Genomic DNA, 19803 nt, shown 5'->3' with positions numbered 1-19803 from the left:
GGAGAATATGAGCGGCATCGTTCTGGAGAAGGTAACCAAGAAATACGGCGACAAGCTGATTATTGAGGATTTGAATCTGAGCATTGAGAGCGGCAGCTTCACGGTGCTGGTCGGCCCTTCCGGGTGCGGCAAGTCTACGACGCTAAGGATGATTGCCGGACTGGAGCATTCCACGGAAGGCACGATTCACATCGGCGGGGTAAGCATGAACCAGGTAGAGCCGGGCAGACGGAATCTGGCCATGGTGTTTCAGAATTATGCCTTGTACCCGACCATGACGGTCGAGAAGAACATTGAATACGGGCTGAAGAATAATAAAGTACCGAAGGAGGAACGCAAGCGACTGATTACTGAAATTGCGGAGACTGTCGGACTGACCAGGCATTTGCATAAAAAGCCGGAGTTTCTCTCTGGCGGTGAACGCCAGCGGGTCGCTTTGGCGCGGGCTATGGTGAAGAAGCCTGCCGTGTTCCTGATGGACGAACCGCTGTCCAATCTGGATGCCAAGCTGAGGCAGCAGATGCGCGCAGAGCTGATCGAGCTGCATAAGAAGCTGGGCGCGACCTTTGTCTACGTAACCCATGATCAGGTGGAGGCGATGAGCATGGGTACCCGGATTGTGCTGATGGATGGCGGGAAGGTCATGCAGGAGGATAACCCGCACAACCTGTATTCCAATCCGGCCAACCTGTTCTCCAGCCGTTTCATCGGCACCCCGCCGATGAATATTCTCGCACTGGACCGCTGTGGGGAAGAGATCCGTAAGCTGGCTCCGCAGCAGGCCCGGTATCTCGGCTTCCGTCCGGAGAAGGCGAAGTTTACCCTGGAGCCGGGAATGGAGCCGGACAATACCGTTAGCCTGACGGGTACGCTCAGCGGCCGGGAGCTGCTCGGGTCGGAGATTATCTACAAAGTGCAGCTGGATAACGGGCTGATCATTTCGGTGAAATGCTTCGACCGTCCGGAACGCGAGCTGGAAGCCGTGAGACTCTACGTGAAGAAGGAGCATCTGGCATTCTTCGACGCGCAGGAGCAGCGGGTCCGGGAAGCTGCACAGTCCGGAATCAGCGCTGCCGTAAGCACTGGTGATTCGGCATGAAGCGGCTGCGCCCCTCCGTGAAGCTGCTTCCCTATCTGCTGGTTGCTCCGGCAGTGATCATCCTGACCGTATTTTATCTCTATCCGATTCTCTACAACATCTATTTAAGCTTCTTCACCTGGAATATGCGCGGACCGATGAAGTTCGCCGGACTTAGCAACTATGCAGAGCTGTTCAGCGGCCGGGATTTCCTCCATACCCTGCTCAATACGCTGCTGTACATGGTGATGGACGTTGGGCTGGTGATGGTGCTGGCGATGGGGCTGGCGCTCTTTTTACAGAAAAGTACGCCGCTGAACCGCTTCATCCAGACGCTGAGCTTCACACCCAATATCATCTCGCTGGTATCCGTATCGCTAATCTGGATGTGGCTGATGAACACGGATACGGGGCTGTTCAATTATCTGCTGTCTGTGCTGGGAGCAGCGCCAGTGGGCTGGCTGACCGATAAGGATGTGGCCCTGTTCTCGCTGGTGCTGGTCTCGGTCTGGAAATCTGTCGGGTTCAATGCACTGATCATTTGCTCTGCCCTTGGCTCCATTCCGGGTTATCTCTATGAGGCTGCGGCTCTGGATAATGCGTCCAAGCGCTCCGTTTTCTTTCAAATTACACTGAAGATGATTTCACCGACCTTGTTCTTCCTGATCCTGATGAATATCATCGGCTCCTTCCAGGTGTTCGAGACGATCAATATCATGACACAAGGCGGTCCGTCCAATGCCACGAACACGCTGATCTTCAGCATTTATAAGCAGAGCTTCGAATATTACCGGGTCGGCTACGCCTCCGCAATGGCGGTCGTGCTGATGGGTATCGTGGGGCTGATTACGATTTTCTACTTCAAAGCACTGAATAAACGGGTTCATTACCGCTAAGGGGGTGAGGAAATGAAGGTTTGGGTCCGGCTGCCGGGCAGAGGACTACGGATCATTGTATCCGTTCTGCTGATCGTGATCTTCCTGATGCCATTCTATTGGATGATCCTCACCGCGTTCAAGACGCTGGGCGAGGTGCTCCGGATGCCGCCGAAATTCTGGGTGGATTCGCTGCAATGGCAGAATTTCCGGGATGCTTTTACGAGGATTAACTTTCTGCATTATACCCGCAATTCCCTGATCATTACACTCGGGACGATGCTCGGCCAGCTGGTCGTGGTTGTGCCGGCAGCCTATGCATTCGCAAGATATCAATTCAAGGGTAAAAATGCGCTGTTCGGCATCGTGCTCGCCACCATGATGATTCCGGGCCAGCTGATCTTCCTGCCGATCTTCGTGATGTTTGCGAAGTCCGGACTGCTGAACACGTATGTATCGCTCATCGTGCCCTTCATTGCCAGCGGTACGGCCATCTTCATGCTGCGGCAGACCTTCATGCAGGTGCCGGATTCCCAGCTGGAGGCAGCCCGTCTGGATAATGCCAGTGAGTTCAAAATCATCTATACGATCATGATGCCTGCCGCTGTGCCCACCTTGTCCACACTCGCGCTGCTGACGTTCATCGGGACGTGGAACAGTTACTTTTTCCCGCTCGTATGGACCACAACCGATGCCGTCCGGACCTTGCCGCTTGGAATTCAGAAGCTCCAGGATGTGGAGGGACTCAGCCCGCAGATCGTGATGGCCGGGAATATGATGCTGATTGTGCCGATTCTGCTGGTCTTCCTGATTGCACGCAAGCAGATTATCAAAGCGTTCACCTACATGGGAGTGAAGTAGCGGGAATACCCTGCGGCCTTGCATGTTGAATACCAAATACAGCAGTTCATGGAGGAGAAACGAATAATGAAGGTATGGGGAAAAAGAGTAACTCCGCTGCTCGCCACTGTTGCACTGACTGCCGTTCTTGCAGGCTGTGCCACCACCGAAGCCGAATCCAGTGTAGCGGCCTATGAGAAAGGGGATTCCGTCCTCGAGCTGAATTTCTGGACTTCTGCCGTGGAGGATGTGAACCAGAATCTGGTGGACCAGTTCAACGAGACCAAGGGAGCCGAGCTGAATATTCATGTGAATGCCGAATATCAGGGCGATTATTGGGAAATGCAGCAGAAGATCAACGCTGCAGCCATAGCGGGTACGCTGCCGAATGTTTTTATTGATGAAGTGGCGATGACTAAGGGATTTGCCGACAGTGACATTATTACCAACCTCGAACCGTTCATGGAAACGGACAAGTTCGATACCTCGGATTTCAAAATCGGCGACCTCGGCAACCTGTATCTGGGCGAGGATCTGTATGCCTTTCCGCATATGCGGAGTGTTCCCGTGATGTATGTAAACAAGACGCTTGCCGCTAAAGAAGGGCTGGATCCGAACGGCCCGGCGACCTTTGCCGAACTGGAGGCCTATCTGCAGACCGCATATGATGCTACCGGCCAGCCGCCGATGTACCTGTTCAACTATGACTTCTGGGTGATGGAGGCGCTGCTGCATTCATACTCGGATACCCATGTGGTCAATGAGGATGAGACGAAATCCAACATCAACAGCGAAGGCGCAGTGAAGCTGATCACCTTCATTGAGGATCTGGAATCCAAGGGTCTCATCAAAGTACTCGGAGTCACAGACAAGGATGCCTACTATGCCTCCATTGCCAATCCGGGCACAGCGCTGATTTTCTCCAGTGTCGGCGGCTACAAAACGTTCGCCGGTATGGCCGCGGAGAGTGGAATAGATCTCGGCGTATCCATGATCCCTACCGGAGAAGACGGCAAACGGGGCGTGCCGGTCGGCGGATCGAATACGTATCTGGCGAATACGGGAACGGATAATGAGAAGGCGGCCGCTTTTGAATTCATGAAATGGCTGTCGGATACAGAGCAGGCGGCGTATGCTTCTGCCAATACGGGATATCTCCCGACCCGTCTAACCTCCCTGGACACGGAGCTGATGAAAGAGACCATTGCCGCCTTCCCTGGCTACAAAGTCGCTTCCGATGAGCTGGAATTCAGCAAAATGCGTCCTATGACCGGTACGTATCACGAAATCGAAGATCTGATGGGCACACGCATCAACGATATCTGGCTGGAGAACCTTCCGATACAGGAAAGCCTGGACACCCTTGCTAAAGAGGTGGATGCAATTCTGAACCGCTGATAATGAATGAAGTATAAAGCAAGCAGAGCTGTGAACCTCCGGTGACGGGAGAATCGCTGTTCTGCTTTTTGAGTTCACTGCGGCTGGTTTCTGCACAATTTATTCTGACCGCAACGCGCGCCGGACTCTCCAATGATTCTGAGAATCCGAAGGACTGGAATGACAACAAGCCTACTGAACCTACGGATACACAGGCAACTTATTACCGTTCACTCTTAATCGCCGGACCTACTGCAAAGAGGATATACGACATTTGAGAAAGTTCGTTTCGGAATCCTTCCGTAGCTGATGTCCATCTTCCTCTCGGTTACGATTTATCGCTTCGATATGAATATGCGAGAGGCGTCCATTCTCAGACTGGTTGGCACAACTGATCTCTTTTATAGGCCAAAAGTATATTTTACAACAGTTTACATAAATCTATCTTTTTTCTAATTCTTTTGCTATAGCATAGTAGACGGCAAGCAGGTGGACATTTATGGTAATTGCTCGCCGGACTATGACTTAAGGAGGAAGGGTATGAAGGAGAAGCATTCAGTTTGGAAAAAGAGGCTGATGAACTGCACTCTTGCAGTGGCGGTAGCCGTACCACTTCAGCTGTTCGCGTTCGGGACCGGTTCGACGGTATACGCAGAAGGACCAAACGATCCTGCACCGTACATTGAGGCCAAAGTAGTCAATGGGCATGCAGGCCAGAAGATTCTGTTCGACAACACCCATGAGCAGACTGCGGGAGCGGCCGATTGGGTGATTGACGGCGCTTTTTCAGACTTTGGGAACGCCCTTGCCCAGGAAGGTTATGATGTAAAAGAACTCCGCAAGACGACTCCGGTAACCTTGAATGATCTTTCCGGTTATGATGTCTACATTGTCGCCGAATCCAATGTGCCCTACAAAGCAAGCGAGCAGCATGCGATGGCAGAGTATGTGGAGAACGGCGGCAGCATTTTCTTCATCGGCGACCATTATAACGCCGACCGCAACAAGAACCGGTGGGACGGCTCTGAAGTATTCAACGGCTACCGCCGCGGAGCGTGGGACAATCCGGCCAAAGGCATGAATGCCGAAGAGACCGCTTCGGCTGCTATGCAGGGCGTGGTCAGCACCGACTGGCTGGCGGAAGAGTTCGGTGTCCGCTTCCGGTACAATGCGCTTGGCGACATTAGCGCGACCAATATCGTGGCTCCCGCTCAGGCCTTCGGCATTACAACGGGCGTATCGGCGGTAGCCATGCATGCCGGCTCCACGCTGGCTATCCTGGACCCGGCCCGCGCGAAAGGGATTGTCTACCTGCCTCCAACCAGTGCAGCCTGGGCCAATGCCGTAGACCAGGGGGTCTATAACGGCGGCGGTGTAGCAGAAGGCCCTTATGTGGCGGTAGCGAAAAAAGGAGCCGGCAAGGCCGCCTTCATCGGTGATTCTTCTCCTGTAGAGGATGCGACACCAAAGTACCTGCGGGAGGATACCGGTGCCAAGAAAACAACTTACGACGGCTTCAAGGAAGTGGACGATGCTACGCTGCTGGTGAACACCGTCAACTGGCTCGCCGAGCAGGAGAGCTATTCAGATTTCACCCAGGTGAATGGCCTGACACTGGATCAGCCGACGGCACTGCTGCCGTTCGAGGAGCCGGCACTATCCGCCGAGCCACAGCCGGAGCCTTGGGCAGAGCCGAATGCCGGCTACAAATGGTATGACCGCAGCACCTTCAGAGCAGGCTCCTACGGCGGACCAGCTGCTACTGCAAGCGCGGTTTACAGCTTCACGCATCAGGCAGTGCTGCCGAATGCGCAGAATTTCCAGATTCGGGTAAGTGCAGTTAATCTTCCTGCAGGTACAACAGTATCCGGCTTCCAGGTAGGCATCTACCAGGTAAGCGGCGGCGCCCAGATTGCCAAGATTCAGAATACCGACGGAACCTGGCCGGGCAGCTATGGATACAGCACCTCATTTAATCTGACCGCTGATCTGAACGGTCATGCCTACAAGGATCTGACGGTACAGATCAAACCGGGCTCCACAGCTGCTTCCAATCTGCGCCTGCGCCAGAACAGCACAAACCTTAAGACCGAATCGGTGATGCTGGGCAATGTTCCTGCAGAGCCGCTTCCAGCCGAAGAAGATCCGATTCCGGCCACAATCTCCATCAGCGATTCCCGGGCTAAGACAGCCGGGTCATTGGTAACAGTGGAGGGAACCGTGACGACGGAGCCGGGAATCTTCGGCGGACAGTCTTTCTATTTGCAGGATGAGACTGGGGGGGTATATGTCTTTCAGAATCAGAGCGGCTTCCACGCGGGTGATAAGGTCAAGGTGACCGCGTCCACCGCGTTATACAATACAGAGCTTGAGTTATCCGAAGTCGTGCAGATTGCGAAGACCGGTACGGCGGTACTGCCGCAGCCGGTTACGGCCGGCAAGGTGAATGATGCCAACCAGGGCCAGCTGCTTCAAGTGAACGGTGTGACGGTGACGAATATAATCAGCGCTACGCCAAGCGGTTCCTTTGAATTCGACGCCGTCAACGATGACGGGACAAGCAATCATGTGCGCGTGGATGCCCGGACAGGCATCACCAAGGACGGCTTCCCTTATACAGAAGGCCAGAAGCTTAATATTACAGGTGTTTCTGCAATCTTCAAAGGCATCTATCAGCTCAAGCCAAGAAGCCTCGGTGACTTCACCGTTGTAGAAGAAGAGGCGGCTCCAGTAACAACGGCAACGCTCTCAGCTGAACCTAATGAATCCGGCTGGATAAATCAGGCGGTAAAGGTTACCCTGAAGGTAGACTCAGATACAGCAGATGTCTATTACTCGCTGAACCGCAGTAAGGAAGCTGTATACAGCACACCTGTGAACATCGAGGAAGACGGACGACATACGCTGACTTACCATGCAGTGCCGGGAAAGGGCAAGCCGGAAGAGGCCAAGACACTCAGCCTCAATATTGATACGGCTCCACCGGTAGCCGAACTGAAGGAATCCGGCCATGAGGTGAGAGATGTAGAAGAAACGTCGCAGCTCAACTTTGATTTAACTGCTGACGATATACTCTCAGGAATTGCTTCGCAGCAGCTTTTATTAGATGGAAAGCCGATTACGGAAGACCAACCCCTGAGCGCCGCAGATGTAGGCGCCGGGTCCCACACCGTGAAATACACCGTGAAGGACGCGGCCGGCAATATGGCTGAGAAGAGCTACACGTTCCAGGTTGCGGGCGGCGAGGTGCTGGCAACGGGTGAGCCGGGACAGGCGGTGCTGTCTTCCAACAGCCGTTATGCTTATGGACTAAGTGATGGAAACTATACGGTAACCATGAATATGTGGTGGGGCAATAACGGCACGAGCTACAAGCTCTATGAGAACGGTACACTGATTGATTCCATAACGCTGAAGGATGTATCACCGGCCGCCCAGACGGCAGGTACAGAGCTTCACGGCAAAGTGAACGGCACTTATGTGTACACTGCGGAGCTGACGAACAAATATGGCACAACCAAGAGCAAGCCGCTTACGGTCACCATCAGTGACTCCGTTCCAGGCAAGCCGGTACTGTCTGAAGATAACTGGGATGGGGACGGCACCTATAAGGTATCTATGAACCTGTGGTGGGGGACCAACGCCACTGAGTATCGATTGTATGAGAACGGGCAGCTTATCGACTCGCAGCCGCTGAACGCCAATACACCCTCAGCGCAAAGCGCAGTGAGTGCAATCAGCGGACGCGCTGCCGGTGTGTATGAATACAAAGCGGAGCTGATTAACGCAGCAGGTGTGACTTCCAGTGATACGATCAAGGTAACAGTTCTCCGATAAGAAGGGGCTGTCTCAAAAGTGGTTTTTCTGCGAGTAGAGACAAATCCTTCTCATTTTCAAAACCGCGAAATGTCAAAAGAGCAGCACTCCCGTCACTGGAGAATTGCTGCTCTTTGTATTCTACCAGAAAGGCAATTTCAACATTTCAATATCAATAGATAACCTTCCAGTTATCGTTACATACGGAAGCGATCACACCATGTTCCCGGATATATTCAGTAAGAATTTCTGTCATGTCAGTAGGTATCTCCCGTAAGACAGGTTTTCCTTTCAGCATGTCAAAGTTGCCGCCGCCTCCGGCGCGGTAGCTGTTCATCACTACATCGAAGCTGCTATCCGGATCCAGAGGCCTCCCGTCCCGTTCAAGCCTGACAACCCGTTGCCCTGGAGGTTTAGAGATATCCAGCAGGTATTCAATGCCTTCCCACATATCGTAGTTAAAGTGCTGCGGCTTAGGTTCCAGATATTCACGTGATACCCGCAGGCCTCCCTGTGCCGGATCGAGCTCGAAGTAGCAGGCGTTCTGCTCCAGTGCCTCGCGGATATCCCGGCCGCTAAGACGAAGGACCTTGAGCGTATTGGGATAGATGTAATTGGATACGACGTCACGCATGGTAATGTTCTCACTGAAACCTCTGGCTTCATTGGTGAAAATCACCGCACAGGAAATCCCGGCGCCAGTCACCGCCATCTGAACCCGGTTAATGAACTCTGTGAACGGGTGGTCAGCCATCCGGGCAGAGAACGGATCGGATATGGACAGATCGCCCTTGGTCTTACCAATTGGTTGATCAAGCCACTTCTGCGTTGCATCCTCATCCTCCGAGAATAGAGCAAGCAGTTTCTCGTCGGCTTTTACCGTCTCGTCAACCCTCAACAGCTGTGTAGTTTTGCTTTGCAGAGTCCAGCCGTTCTCTGTTCCCGGTACGAACTCCAGCACAGTCTTGCTCATTGCCTGTCCGGTGCTTCCCGGCTGGGCGAAGGCGACACCGTTAAGTTCTCCGGCCAGCAGCCGGTGCTGATGACCGGTCAGCAGCACATCCATACCTGTCAGCTGCCCGCACATCGCATAACCTTGATTCTCCCCGGTCAACGGCTCTGTCGGATTTCCAGTCAGCGGATCACACTCGAATCCGCCATGGTAGGAGACCACAAGCGCGTCGGGCTGTTCGTTTTTACGGATATGATTAATCCAGCTCCGGGCAGTCTCAAGGGCGTCCTTGAATTCCAGTCCGGCGATGTTAGCCGGATTCTCCCAGTTAGGGATATAATGCGTTGTGACCCCAAGCACCGCAATACGTATCCCTTGGGGGAGAGTGAAGATACGATAGGGCAGCCCATAGGCAGGCAGCCCTTCATCGTGGCTCACGATATTCGCAGAAAGCCAAGGGCAACCGGAATCCGAGATTACTTGATCAAGCAGCTCCAGACCGTAATTGAACTCGTGATTACCGGGCACAACAGCATCGTAGCCAAGCGCGCGGAGTGCCCGTGCTGCCGGATGCTTGCCGCGGCGGACTAATTTGGTGTAATGATACATTAGTGGCGTACCTTGAATAAAGTCTCCGTTATCCAGCAGAATCAATGCAGGGTCCAGTTCCCGTTCTCTCGCAATTAAGGTCGACAATTTGGCAAGACTAAGCGGCTTATCGCCGGGTCCGCGGTAATCCGTCGGGTACAGGTGACCGTGAATATCGCTGGTATGTAGAATTGTCAAAAAGACGGATGGTGAGGGTGTCATCGGGCCATAACTCCTTTTGTACATGGATTGTTGTACATTTAGTATAACGGGCTTGTTCCAGATTATTGTTAACTCTGTATTCGATGAGGAGGAAATATATTAACGGTACCTGTAAAATACCTTTGACAAATCCAACAGGTACCGTTATATTATTAACAACAGGTACCTGCACATCAATTAACAGGTACCATTAAAACAATTGAAGGAGGTTTCAACACGAGTATGAATACAGAATTATACGACAAGCTTGCGAAGCTGCAATGGCTGTTGCAGAGACAGCATCTGAAGAACCACGCCGCTGTTGGCCCTATGGCAGATACGTCACGGGGACAAGGGAGGATCATGGCGTTTCTCCGGATGAAGGACGGAATCAGCACCAAGGATTTATCCTATATGCTGGACATCCGTGTATCCTCGCTCAATGAATTGCTTGCCAAACTGGAGAAGGCCGGATATATTACCCGTCAGCCTTCCGAGACTGATAAACGCATTATGCTGATCTACCTGACGCCGAAAGGGCGGGAGGAAGAAGGGCAAGAGGTTGAGGGCGGCAGCATATTTTCAGTCCTGTCTCCAGAAGAACAGGCAGCTTTCGGGGAATACCTGGTCCGCGTCATTTCAGCCTTAGAGGAAGAGCTTGGAACAGATGCAGATCGTGACGTAATGGCTATGTGGATGCAGGCCGCTAAGGAGCGCATAGGATCAGAGGAATTCGACAAGCTGATGGCCATGCGCGGACAAATGAGCAGAATGTGGGGAAACATGGATGACGGACGCTTTAGCGGAAGATTCCCCGGATTTGGCCGGGAAGGTCAAGGCGGCGGCATGAACGGGTTCGGCTGGCCTTCCAGAGATGGAAGAGACGGCTCGAAGGACAACTCCAATGATTCGGATGACAAGTAAGAGCATTTTCTATTAAACAGCAGCAGCGGCGCTGTCTTTCCCATAGAGCTGAAGGCAAAGGCAGCGCAATAAAGATTTTATCAAATAGGGTCTGGGAACTGACGATTAGTCATCACCCGCTCACGAAACCCGCATGGTCATTTGTTACGGGTTTGTTTGCTGCGGCGAGAAGTTCGTATTCAATCAATAGTTAGAACTCTAACTAATATAGAGACTAACATACATGAAGAAAGTGGTGAACCGCATGGATACAGAAAACCTCCATTACTTTGAACAAGCACCTGTCGCAAAAGCCGTAGCGCACTTCGCAATACCAATGATGCTTGGAACTTCAATGAGTGTCATCTATTCCATCTTGAATGCATTTTTCATTGGAACGTTAAATAACACTGCCATGTTAACCGCACTTGCCTTAACCTTACCGTTATTCGCAGTCATTATGGCGCTGGGCAACCTGATTGGTGTCGGAAGCAGTGCCTTCATATCCCGTTTGCTGGGAGAGAAGAATACGGCTGATGTAAAGCATGTTTCTGCATTCGCCTTTTACAGCAGTCTGGTTCTCGGTCTTATCGCTATGGCCGCGGGAATCCCGCTCATCAATTCCATCGTTCACGGCCTGGGGGCAACGCCTGACTCCTTCGGATTTACCAAGGACTACGTCACCATTATGCTTATAGGCTCACCCTTCGTAATATTGTTCTTCACGCTGGAGAGTGTTGTACGCTCGGAGGGAGCTGCAATTACATCTATGATCGGTATGCTGCTTAGTGTGGCCGTGAATATTATTCTCGATGCGCTGGTCATCTTCGTCTTCCACTGGGATATAATCGGCGTTGCGTCAGCCACGGTCATTTCTAACATGGTTGCGAGTGCTTACTACGCCTATCATATAGGATTTAAGAGTCCATTCTTAACGATCTCCATGAAACAATTCAAGGCTACCAAGGTCATTCTGGGCAATGTATTCAAAATCGGAGTTCCCGTCTTTGTGATGAGTCTCTTCATGGGTGCCATGTCGCTTATCTTTAACCGTTTTCTGGTTGAGTATGGGGAGCAGGCTATTGCGGGCTTCGGGATATCCTCACGTTTGCTGCAATTCCCCGAATTAATTCTGATGGGCTTAAGTGAGGGAGTCGTCCCGCTTATTGCATTCTCTTTTACAGCCAACCGATTGCGCATGAAGCATACCATTCAATTCACCATTAAAACAATTCTGGCGTTAGCTATCTTGTTCGGTGTTATTGTCTACCTGATCTCCGACCACTTAATTGGTCTATTCACGAATGACCCGCAATTGATTGAAATGGGCAGCTACATCCTGCATGTGACCTTCTTGTCTTTGTTCATTACAGGTATGACGACGCTATTCACGGGGATCTTCCAGGCAACCGCACAAGGGACCGCCGCCTTCATTATGTCAGTTATTCAAGGAATTACTCTGATTCCTGTGCTCTACATCGCTAACCGGATGAACGGTTTCCACGGGGTAGTCTGGTCCCTGGTCATTTCCGATGTCGTGGCGTTCCTGGTCGGAGCCATCATGCTGTATACTCTGCGGAACAAATTGCAGCCGGATTTGGTGAGTTTAGCACAGTAGGATCTGGGATCAGCGTTTGATAAGGCAGCCAAGGATAGCTAATCTAGAGGGAGCCGCAATAATACCGAAATCTTCAATGAAGGAGCCAGATTCATGAATGTGGTGGAAAATGTGTCTTCCATAGCAGCTGGTTACCGTCACACTGTCCTGCTTAGGCCCGATGGGGCGGTAATAGCTGTGGGCGACAATAGATATGGTCAATGCGAGGTAAGCAGCTGGCCTTTCGGACAGCTGGAGGACTATTGAGAGCAGGATGAAATACGAATAAATCATACGAATAAGGGCATTGTAATCAATGGAAAAGTTGATAAAAGATGATCGTAAATCGCGGCATTTCGAATTCCCCGGGAGGTTAAGACAATGACAAATCAGGATCCGCAGGAGCTTCTTCGTCTAAAGCACGAGCAAGATGAGCACAAAAAGCAGTTCACCAATTTTGCCCGGAGTGTCAGCGCCCATGGCGAGGCAGAAGCCGGCCAGGAATTTAGTGTTGACCGTGTGCCTGACGATCAGAACCGTATGAAATCTGTAGAGAACAAACGGGATTAACTTAAAAAGTTAAATGAAGCCGGTCCCTTTTGGGACCGGCTTACTCATTATTTGCTTTGCAGATAATAATCAATGATCACCCTGGCGGTTTCCCGAGCATGCTCCGCAGGCTTAGGATCAGTCTGCAGCATGGCTGCAGTAATCGCGCCTTCCACTAACAGAGACAGACCGCTGGATAAAGCTTCGCGATTCACAGACGGACATTCACTAAGAACAGAATCGATGTATTTTTTCATAAAAGCTTTGTAATTACGGGCCGCTTCATAGTAAGGATGGGAGTGATCCATAAATTCCGCTGCCGTCTTAATGTACACGCAGCCATTAAATTCCGGTTCTTCGAACCATTCTCCGAGCATATCGAATACAGCCAATAATTTGTCCCTGGGTGTTTTTGCGCTCTTATTGACTGAGTCTTCGAACCGTTTTCTCCATTCGTCATCGTACTTCATGAGATAAGCAAGGACAAGCTCATCCTTGGAGCGGAAATGATTGTAGAGCGTCATTTTGGCTATGTTCGATTCAGAGACAACCTGGTCTACACCGGTAGCCCGGATTCCCTGTTTATTAAATAAATCGGAGGCGACAGTTAGGATATGTTCTTTTTTACTTTTATTAGCCACAGGATTCCCTCCGGTTCACAGTATTTAAAAAGTATACAGATCAGTCTATCTATTATAAATGGCCCACGGTTCGTACGCAAATGATAAATCTAAAAAAATAACTTGTAACTATACAGACCTGTATGTATACTATTGAGTATCGGAGCAGACATTCTGTTAACCGGTAACAGACGGGGAGGTAAGTTCAATGACTATACAATACAATTATGAACAAGTTAATGGTTTGAATATTTTTTACCGCGAGGCAGGGAGCAGAGAGAAGCCTACACTTCTTCTGCTGCATGGATTTCCTTCGTCATCGCATATGTACAGAAACCTTATTCGTGAACTCGAAGGCGAATACCATATCGTTGCTCCGGATTATCCCGGTTTCGGGAACAGCGATCAGCCGTCAACTTCAGAATTCACGTATACCTTCGACAATCTTGCCGTGCTGATCAATGCATTCGTTGAACAATTGAACCTGAACCAATATATCCTTTATGTTCATGATTACGGTGCTCCGGTAGGCTTCCGTTTGGCCCGTATGCATCCGGAACGCGTTCAAGCCATTATTTCACAGAACGGAAATGCTTATGAAGAAGGAATCGGAGAGTCCTGGGCACCGATGCGTGCCTTTTGGAATGATCCCGGGAATCCGGCCAGTCTTGAAGGTATGCTTAATCTGCTGACACCGGAACTGACGAAATATCAGTATGTGAATGGAACCCGTAATCCTGAGGCCATAAGCCCTGATAACTGGAATATGGACCAAATTGCCCTGGATCGTCCGGGGAATCAAGACATTCAACTGGCCCTCTCTTACGATTATCAGAATAATTTGAAACAATATCCGGTCTGGCAGGAATACTTCAGGGATTTCCAGCCGCCGGTGCTGGTTGCATGGGGGAAGAATGACTTTTTCTTTGGACCGGAGGGAGCCTTAGCCTTTCAAAAGGATTTAAAAGATGTGGAGGTTCATTTGTTAGATACAGGGCATTTCCCGCTCGAAGAGGATTTAGAGCTCAGTGTAAGCCTTATCCGGAGTTTTCTTAAAAAAAAGTTAAAATAGCATATCGTAATGGATAAGCATGAGAATGGAAAGACAAAAAACTTTTCATTACCATATAACCCATATATTGATTATATGGAATATTATGGAATAATCGGGTTAATAGCGCGCTAAAAAATGAATAGAGGGTATAAAATGAGAATGAAAAAGATTTCTCTTGTATTAACCATACTATTTCTTGTTTTTAGCGTGGAAATTAATCCGAGTGCCTACGCTATGGAGCTGTCTTCCTCCAAAACTATGGATAAATACGAGGAGATTGGTAAGGAATTTCTGAAGGAATATTATTATTCTTTTGATATGAAGCAAGACATGAATGTGTCCAAATATATTAAGGACGAAAATGTGCTCCAATATGTCGATTTGAAGCATGATATTATCAAAAACAGAAATGTTCGTTTCTTTTTCTTGCATTATTATGATCGGGACAAAGCCGCTTCAACCCAGGCTGCCGCAAATCAAAATGAAGTTATTATTCCAGAGATTGACTTACAGAAAATTGATGATTTCTTTATTGGCTCTGAGCCTCCGCACCTTATTTATGCAGATAGAGATAAGGTAATATTTGAAACCACGGGCGGAGTGTATGTTTATGATATGAAGGGTAAGTCTCTTCTCAGATCCTTCGATACCGTCTCATTCGCATCAGAAAGTTACTCGAACGTACTACGGAGTGCTTTTGCTACGCAAGACGGAAAGCAGCTTATTTTTATCTTTAGTAAAGGACCCGGATATGTTGCTGCCTACCGTTATTCCTTGGAAGATAAGTTTATGAGTGAATTAACCGGGAAGGAATACGCAGAGTATCTTAAAAAAAGATTTGAATACAGCTATCTCGATCCCGGTGATGAACTGTACCAAAAATCCTCAGGCCTCATAATCACAATTTCCGGCTCAGAATATGTTTATTTAACGTTTCAGGACTGGAAAGTGAGTACAATCAACGTGGTTTATGTGCAGGATGATAAGGAAACGGTCTACAGCATGTTTACCAGCAAATAATAAGCACCATTCCTGACAAGCGAGTCCTCCGTGACTCGCTTTTTTGATGTGAAATAGATTCAGAAAAACGGTTGAATTCGTCTTAATTAGCATATGTGCATGAATTATCCAGCATCGGCCAAAATAAGGGTTACGATCAGAGGGGGTGTTTGTGTTGTGGAAGAACATAACGGGTTACATTCCCGGCTGGAGTGTGTGTATGCAGGCACTTATTATTTTTATTGCTCCGGTCATTTTGACAAGATTCATGCTGTGGCTTCGCGCTAAGGAAGGCAAGGCCAGTACCCGGGGAAGACGGGCTGAAGGGCAGAAGGGCGGAGGCGTGCCAAGCTCCGAGGATACCGGTGAAGCGGAGCAAACCAGTGATGCTGTGAAAAATAATAAGATTGTTCCTTCAACTACTTCGCAGAAAAATCAGCAGCCAACGTTAACCTATACCGGACAATTTCAGCAGGATTTACAGACCTTTAGGGAGATCAGCGCGGATATGTCGGATGTAAATGTACGGGAGCTGCGTGTAGGCATCCTGCAATTGAAGGCAGCGCTATTCTTTCTGGACGGCCTCACCGACAAGGATGGGATGGACCGCAATATCCTAAGGCCGCTGATGAACGCAGCACGGCCATTTGAAGGGATGGACACTCCGCCTGATCCGGCGCGCCTGAAAGAAATTATTGTCCATCAGGTGATGCTGGTCTCGGAAATTGAATTCACCAATCAGCTGGATATGTCGCTCAAAAAGGTGTTATTCGGCTCTGCGGTGCTGCTGATCGAAGGAATGAACGAGGTCTTCATCCTGGGAACGTCTAAAGGGAATACAAGAAATGTGGAGGAACCGATCTCGGAAGCGCTGCTGCGCGGCCCGCGAATCGGCTTCACGGAAGCGCTGAGCGACAATACGGCCATGCTTCGCAGGCACGGACAGAACACCAATCTTGCGATGATTTCTTTTACGGTCGGGGAAAGAGTCGAGAAAGAGCTGATACTAACCTACATTAAAGGGATTGCTAATGATGAACTGATTGCCGAAATCACCCGAAGAATTCATACGATTAATATCGATGATGTGCAGGAATCCGGATATATCGAACAGCTGGTTGAGGACAATTATCTCAGCCCTTTCCAGCAGGTTCAGAATACGGAACGGCCGGACCGGGTGATGGCTGCACTGCTGGAGGGGAGGGCTGCCATTTTGCTTGACGGCACACCGTTTGCGTTAATCATGCCGGTGACGTTCGGGATGCTGCTGCAATCTCCCGAGGATTATTATGACCGCTGGTTCTCCGGCTCCTTGCTGCGGATGCTGCGCTTCTTCGCCGCCTCCGTATCACTGTTTGCTCCGGCGCTCTATATTTCCTTCCTCTCCTTCCATCCCGGTCTGGTTCCAACCAAGCTTGCGATTTCGATCATGAGCTCACGCCAAGGGGTTCCGTTCCCAACCTTAATCGAAGCGCTTATTATGGAGATTTCGATCGAAATCCTGCGTGAGGCGGGCCTGCGTCTGCCTAAGCCGATTGGCCCGGCCATGGGTATCGTCGGCGGTCTGATTATCGGCCAAGCGGCGGTCGAGGCTGGGATTGTCAGTCCTATTCTGGTTATTGTCGTTGCCGTTACAGCGATCTCTTCCTTCTCGGTACCGATGTACAGTGCAGGGATCACCCTGCGGTTTCTCCGCTTCTTCGCGATGTTCTTCGCTGCTACCTTCGGGCTGTATGGTGTAGTGCTGTTCTTCCTCCTGCTGGCCAGTCATTTGATTAAGCTGAAGAGCTTCGGCGTGCCTTATCTGAGCATAATCACGCCTAACCGGATGAGTGATCTTCGCGACTTTATTATCCGGGTACCGCTCCAGTTGATGAAGCGCCGTCCTTCACTTTTGGAGCCCAAGGATAAGCTGCGTAAAAGATAAGCCACGGTGAAAGGGAGGTGGGCCTATGATCAACAAAGCCCATGACAAAATTACAACGAGTCAAGCGACCATTATTATGGTAAATTACATTCTCGTAGCCGGGATATTCAGCCTTCCCCGGACAACCGTACAGGCTGCGGGCACGCCCGATGTGTGGATTTCAGTAATACTTGGGGCGCTCTGTTCAATGGCAGCAGGTGTAATTATCGTTAAACTCAGCCAGAGGTTTCCAGGCCAGACTTTTTTTCAATACAGCACCCAAATTACCGGTAAACCGGTCGCCGTATTGCTCGGGCTGGTGATTCTTGGCTATTTTCTCGCGGTATCCGGCTATGAGCTTCGTACCATGCAGGAGGTAACCATGTTCTTCCTCCTGGAAGGTACCCCTGCATGGGCAGTAGCGGGCCTGTTCCTGTGGGTCGCCCTTTATCTGTGCAGAGGGGGAATCAATGCCTTATCACGGCTAAGCAGACTGGTTGCTCCTTTGGCCGGCGCCATATTCTTCGGCGTCTGCCTGCTCAGCCTGAAGGTATTCGAGCTGGACAATCTGCGGCCTGTACTTGGAGAAGGCCTCGCTCCGGTCTGGAAAGGGATTAAGCCAACGGCTCTAACCTATACAGCGGGCGAAGCTCTGCTGTTTATTGTTGCTTTTATGGACAAGCCCAAACGGGCTGGCAGAGTTCTCGTGATCGGAACCCTGATCTCAATGATTTTTTATTTGCTGGCTGTTGTACTGACGATTGGGGCGTTTTCTGTAGAAGGAGTGGTTACCCGGACCTGGCCATTCATTGACCTGATCCGCAGCTTTGAAGTGAATCTGCTGTTCGAACGGTTTGAGTCGCTGCTGCTGGTAATCTGGATTATGCAGATTTTCTGTACGTTCTGTATCTCTTTTTACGGAGCTGCACTGGGAGTCTCGCAAATCTTCAACCTCAAGCTGGATCATTGTCTATTCCTGCTGCTGCCGGTTGCTTATCTCATCACGGAAGCGCCGCACAACATTAATAATTTATTTGCCTTTAGTACAGGACTTGGCAATTGGGCAGTCGTGCTCTTCGGACTGATCCCGCTGCCACTGCTGCTCATTGCTTATTTCCGGAGAGCCGATTCATGAAGCACTGCATTCTGCTGATTGTGTCCATCGCTCAAATTGTGCTGTTAACGGCCTGCTGGAGCAGTACACCGATTGAGAATTTGAATATGGAAGTGGCGGTAGCGCTGGATGTGGCAGATGAGACCGTTATTGAAAAGAAGTTCGATGGTAAAGGTGGAGACTATTCTAAACGTGACCGGATATCGGCGACCTATCAATTTATTGTGCCGCAAGGCGCAGTAGGCTCCAAAAAAGAAGGGGCTGCTTCAAGAAATTTCTACAATATGACCGAGACCGGCGATTCTATCTTCGAGGCCATCCGTGAGCTCTCGCTGCGCACTAACCGCGAGCCGATCGGACACCACCTGAAGGTGATTGTCATTGGCGAGAAGCTGGCCCGTTCCACGAAGCTGTCGGAGCTGATTGATTTCTTCAGCCGGGATAATGATATCCGCCCGAGCGTGCTGGTTCTGGTCAGCAAGGGAAAGGCCAAAGATGTACTGAACAATGTGCTGCCCGGCCAGACACCCGCCTTTGTGCTCGAAGGCATCTTCGGCAACCGTGACCGGAGCCTGCGCATCTGGGACCCGGTAACTATTACCAAGATTGTTGGCCCTTTGCGCGGCAAGAAGAGCTTTCTGCTGCAGAATGTCATTGCTGCGGAGAATGAAATGAAGTTTGCCGGAGCCGGAATCATTGACGGTGAGTCGGGCAAGCTCAGCGGTTTTTTGAGCGAGAAGGAACTGGAGGGTGTAGTCTGGCTGACAGGCAAGGGTAAAGGCGGTGTGCTCAAAACCCACAAGGATGACACCGGCAGGCTGATTACCTATGAGGTGAAAACGATGAGCAGCAAGATCAAGGCAGTTGTGAAGGAGGGGCAGATTTCGTTTCATGTAAAGATTGAATCGAAAGGCCGATACGCCGAAACCTTCTCAACAGACGGGAACCGATTGGATGCGGCTTTTATGAGACGGGATGCCATGGAGCTGGAGAAGGAGGTAAGGGAGCTGGTAGAGACGGTGATTGACAAAATGCAGCATGAGCTGCATGCCGACATCGGCGGATTCGGTAAAACCCTGAGAATTCAGCATCCTGAGGCTTGGCGGAAAGTGAAGGCGCATTGGGATCAGACGTTCACCGGGCTTCCGGTACACCTTGAGGTTAAGCTGCAAATTGAAGAGTATGGTGCCTCCGGTACAGCGACAGACTGACCTGAAATACCGCACACAGATCCTCTCCGGGTCTTTTTTTTTGCTATATAGCCCTTTTACATAGAACACGACTCTCTTGGTTTGTCTTGATCAGGGTTATCAACTATGATAATCAATGGAATG

Annotated in this window: 16 protein-coding genes and 2 pseudogenes; 16 read left to right on the top strand and 2 right to left on the bottom strand. The window is 50.3% G+C overall.

Annotation, left to right across the window (positions count from 1 at the left end):
• Positions 1–7 precede the first annotated feature (7 nt).
• The 7 genes and pseudogenes from MKX70_RS21855 (at position 8) to MKX70_RS21825 (ending at position 8007) form a co-directional block, all read left to right on the top strand.
• Positions 8–1099: an ABC transporter ATP-binding protein gene (locus MKX70_RS21855; protein WP_340785991.1), complete on the top strand. Its 1092-nt coding sequence runs from the start codon at positions 8–10 to the stop codon at positions 1097–1099.
• Positions 1096–1974, top strand: a complete 879-nt coding sequence (locus MKX70_RS21850) for a carbohydrate ABC transporter permease (RefSeq protein WP_340785989.1) — start codon at positions 1096–1098, stop codon at positions 1972–1974. Before MKX70_RS21855 ends, MKX70_RS21850 begins: the two co-directional genes overlap by 4 nt.
• A 12-nt stretch (positions 1975–1986) precedes the next feature.
• Positions 1987–2814: a carbohydrate ABC transporter permease gene (locus MKX70_RS21845; RefSeq protein WP_042236561.1), complete on the top strand. Its 828-nt coding sequence runs from the start codon at positions 1987–1989 to the stop codon at positions 2812–2814.
• A gap of 66 nt (positions 2815–2880) precedes the next feature.
• Positions 2881–4191, top strand: a complete 1311-nt coding sequence (locus MKX70_RS21840) for an ABC transporter substrate-binding protein (RefSeq protein ID WP_042236563.1) — start codon at positions 2881–2883, stop codon at positions 4189–4191.
• A gap of 92 nt (positions 4192–4283) precedes the next feature.
• Positions 4284–4430: pseudogene (locus MKX70_RS21835) on the top strand (phosphonate ABC transporter substrate-binding protein); the annotation flags it as partial.
• A 1-nt stretch (position 4431) separates the two neighbouring features.
• Positions 4432–4557, top strand: a pseudogene (locus MKX70_RS21830) (phosphonate ABC transporter, permease protein PhnE); the annotation flags it as partial.
• Positions 4558–4710: 153 nt separating this feature from the next.
• Positions 4711–8007, top strand: a complete 3297-nt coding sequence (locus tag MKX70_RS21825; RefSeq protein WP_340840710.1) for a chitinase N-terminal domain-containing protein — start codon at positions 4711–4713, stop codon at positions 8005–8007.
• A gap of 151 nt (positions 8008–8158) precedes the next feature.
• Here the strand turns inward: MKX70_RS21825 and MKX70_RS21820 are convergent, their stop codons facing one another.
• Positions 8159–9748 (bottom strand): bifunctional metallophosphatase/5'-nucleotidase, encoded by a 1590-nt coding sequence (locus MKX70_RS21820; RefSeq protein ID WP_042236571.1) that lies wholly within the window; start codon positions 9746–9748, stop codon positions 8159–8161.
• A 222-nt stretch (positions 9749–9970) separates the two neighbouring features.
• Here MKX70_RS21820 and MKX70_RS21815 point away from each other — a divergent pair, with 222 nt between their 5' ends.
• The 4 genes from MKX70_RS21815 to MKX70_RS21800 all read left to right on the top strand — a co-directional run bounded on the left by MKX70_RS21815 (position 9971) and on the right by MKX70_RS21800 (position 12797).
• On the top strand, positions 9971–10651 hold the full coding sequence (locus MKX70_RS21815) for a MarR family winged helix-turn-helix transcriptional regulator (protein ID WP_052416413.1): 681 nt from the start codon (positions 9971–9973) through the stop codon (positions 10649–10651).
• A gap of 244 nt (positions 10652–10895) precedes the next feature.
• On the top strand, positions 10896–12248 hold the full coding sequence (locus MKX70_RS21810; RefSeq protein WP_340785983.1) for an MATE family efflux transporter: 1353 nt from the start codon (positions 10896–10898) through the stop codon (positions 12246–12248).
• A gap of 93 nt (positions 12249–12341) precedes the next feature.
• Positions 12342–12494, top strand: coding sequence for an RCC1-like domain-containing protein (locus MKX70_RS21805; protein ID WP_340785981.1), 153 nt, complete (start codon positions 12342–12344; stop codon positions 12492–12494).
• A gap of 114 nt (positions 12495–12608) precedes the next feature.
• Complete coding sequence (locus MKX70_RS21800) at positions 12609–12797, top strand: hypothetical protein (protein ID WP_042213975.1); 189 nt, start codon at positions 12609–12611, stop codon at positions 12795–12797.
• A 47-nt stretch (positions 12798–12844) separates the two neighbouring features.
• On the opposite strand, the gene MKX70_RS21795 is transcribed toward MKX70_RS21800, so the two are convergent.
• Positions 12845–13417: a TetR/AcrR family transcriptional regulator gene (locus MKX70_RS21795; RefSeq protein WP_042236573.1), complete on the bottom strand. Its 573-nt coding sequence runs from the start codon at positions 13415–13417 to the stop codon at positions 12845–12847.
• 187 nt (positions 13418–13604) lie between these two features.
• On the opposite strand from MKX70_RS21795, the gene MKX70_RS21790 reads away from it, so the two are divergent.
• The 5 genes from MKX70_RS21790 (at position 13605) to MKX70_RS21770 (ending at position 19680) form a co-directional block, all read left to right on the top strand.
• Entirely contained in the window at positions 13605–14468 is an 864-nt protein-coding gene (locus tag MKX70_RS21790; protein WP_042236575.1) for an alpha/beta fold hydrolase, read from the top strand.
• A 135-nt stretch (positions 14469–14603) separates the two neighbouring features.
• Positions 14604–15470 (top strand): hypothetical protein, encoded by an 867-nt coding sequence (locus tag MKX70_RS21785; RefSeq protein WP_042236577.1) that lies wholly within the window; start codon positions 14604–14606, stop codon positions 15468–15470.
• Positions 15471–15624: 154 nt separating this feature from the next.
• Entirely contained in the window at positions 15625–17376 is a 1752-nt protein-coding gene (locus MKX70_RS21780) for a spore germination protein (RefSeq protein WP_340840709.1), read from the top strand.
• A gap of 25 nt (positions 17377–17401) precedes the next feature.
• Complete coding sequence (locus MKX70_RS21775; protein WP_340840708.1) at positions 17402–18490, top strand: spore germination protein; 1089 nt, start codon at positions 17402–17404, stop codon at positions 18488–18490.
• Positions 18487–19680, top strand: coding sequence for a Ger(x)C family spore germination protein (locus MKX70_RS21770; protein ID WP_340785970.1), 1194 nt, complete (start codon positions 18487–18489; stop codon positions 19678–19680). The genes MKX70_RS21775 and MKX70_RS21770 overlap by 4 nt, the downstream gene beginning before the upstream one ends.
• Positions 19681–19803 lie beyond the last annotated feature (123 nt).

Origin of the sequence: Paenibacillus sp. FSL R7-0312 (assembly GCF_038004445.1) — a bacterium.
In the GTDB taxonomy this organism is placed as follows: domain Bacteria; phylum Bacillota; class Bacilli; order Paenibacillales; family Paenibacillaceae; genus Paenibacillus_AQ.
The sequence above is the reverse complement of the archived record's forward strand: the minus strand, read 5'-3'. Positions and strand labels throughout refer to the sequence as shown.

Excerpts from the sequence above, each read along its gene's own strand:
- MKX70_RS21840 (WP_042236563.1), top strand. The coding sequence starts at position 2,881 with ATGAAGGTATGGGGAAAAAGAGTAACTCCGCTGCTCGCCACTGTTGCA.
- MKX70_RS21785 (WP_042236577.1), top strand. The coding sequence starts at position 14,604 with ATGAGAATGAAAAAGATTTCTCTTGTATTAACCATACTATTTCTTGTT.
- MKX70_RS21825 (WP_340840710.1), top strand. The coding sequence starts at position 4,711 with ATGAAGGAGAAGCATTCAGTTTGGAAAAAGAGGCTGATGAACTGCACT.
- MKX70_RS21850 (WP_340785989.1), top strand. The coding sequence starts at position 1,096 with ATGAAGCGGCTGCGCCCCTCCGTGAAGCTGCTTCCCTATCTGCTGGTT.
- MKX70_RS21845 (WP_042236561.1), top strand. The coding sequence starts at position 1,987 with ATGAAGGTTTGGGTCCGGCTGCCGGGCAGAGGACTACGGATCATTGTA.
- MKX70_RS21810 (WP_340785983.1), top strand. The coding sequence starts at position 10,896 with ATGGATACAGAAAACCTCCATTACTTTGAACAAGCACCTGTCGCAAAA.
- MKX70_RS21770 (WP_340785970.1), top strand. The coding sequence starts at position 18,487 with ATGAAGCACTGCATTCTGCTGATTGTGTCCATCGCTCAAATTGTGCTG.
- MKX70_RS21820 (WP_042236571.1), bottom strand. The coding sequence starts at position 9,748 with ATGACACCCTCACCATCCGTCTTTTTGACAATTCTACATACCAGCGAT.
- MKX70_RS21815 (WP_052416413.1), top strand. The coding sequence starts at position 9,971 with ATGAATACAGAATTATACGACAAGCTTGCGAAGCTGCAATGGCTGTTG.
- MKX70_RS21775 (WP_340840708.1), top strand. The coding sequence starts at position 17,402 with ATGATCAACAAAGCCCATGACAAAATTACAACGAGTCAAGCGACCATT.
- MKX70_RS21805 (WP_340785981.1), top strand. The coding sequence starts at position 12,342 with ATGAATGTGGTGGAAAATGTGTCTTCCATAGCAGCTGGTTACCGTCAC.
- MKX70_RS21790 (WP_042236575.1), top strand. The coding sequence starts at position 13,605 with ATGACTATACAATACAATTATGAACAAGTTAATGGTTTGAATATTTTT.
- MKX70_RS21855 (WP_340785991.1), top strand. The coding sequence starts at position 8 with ATGAGCGGCATCGTTCTGGAGAAGGTAACCAAGAAATACGGCGACAAG.
- MKX70_RS21800 (WP_042213975.1), top strand. The coding sequence starts at position 12,609 with ATGACAAATCAGGATCCGCAGGAGCTTCTTCGTCTAAAGCACGAGCAA.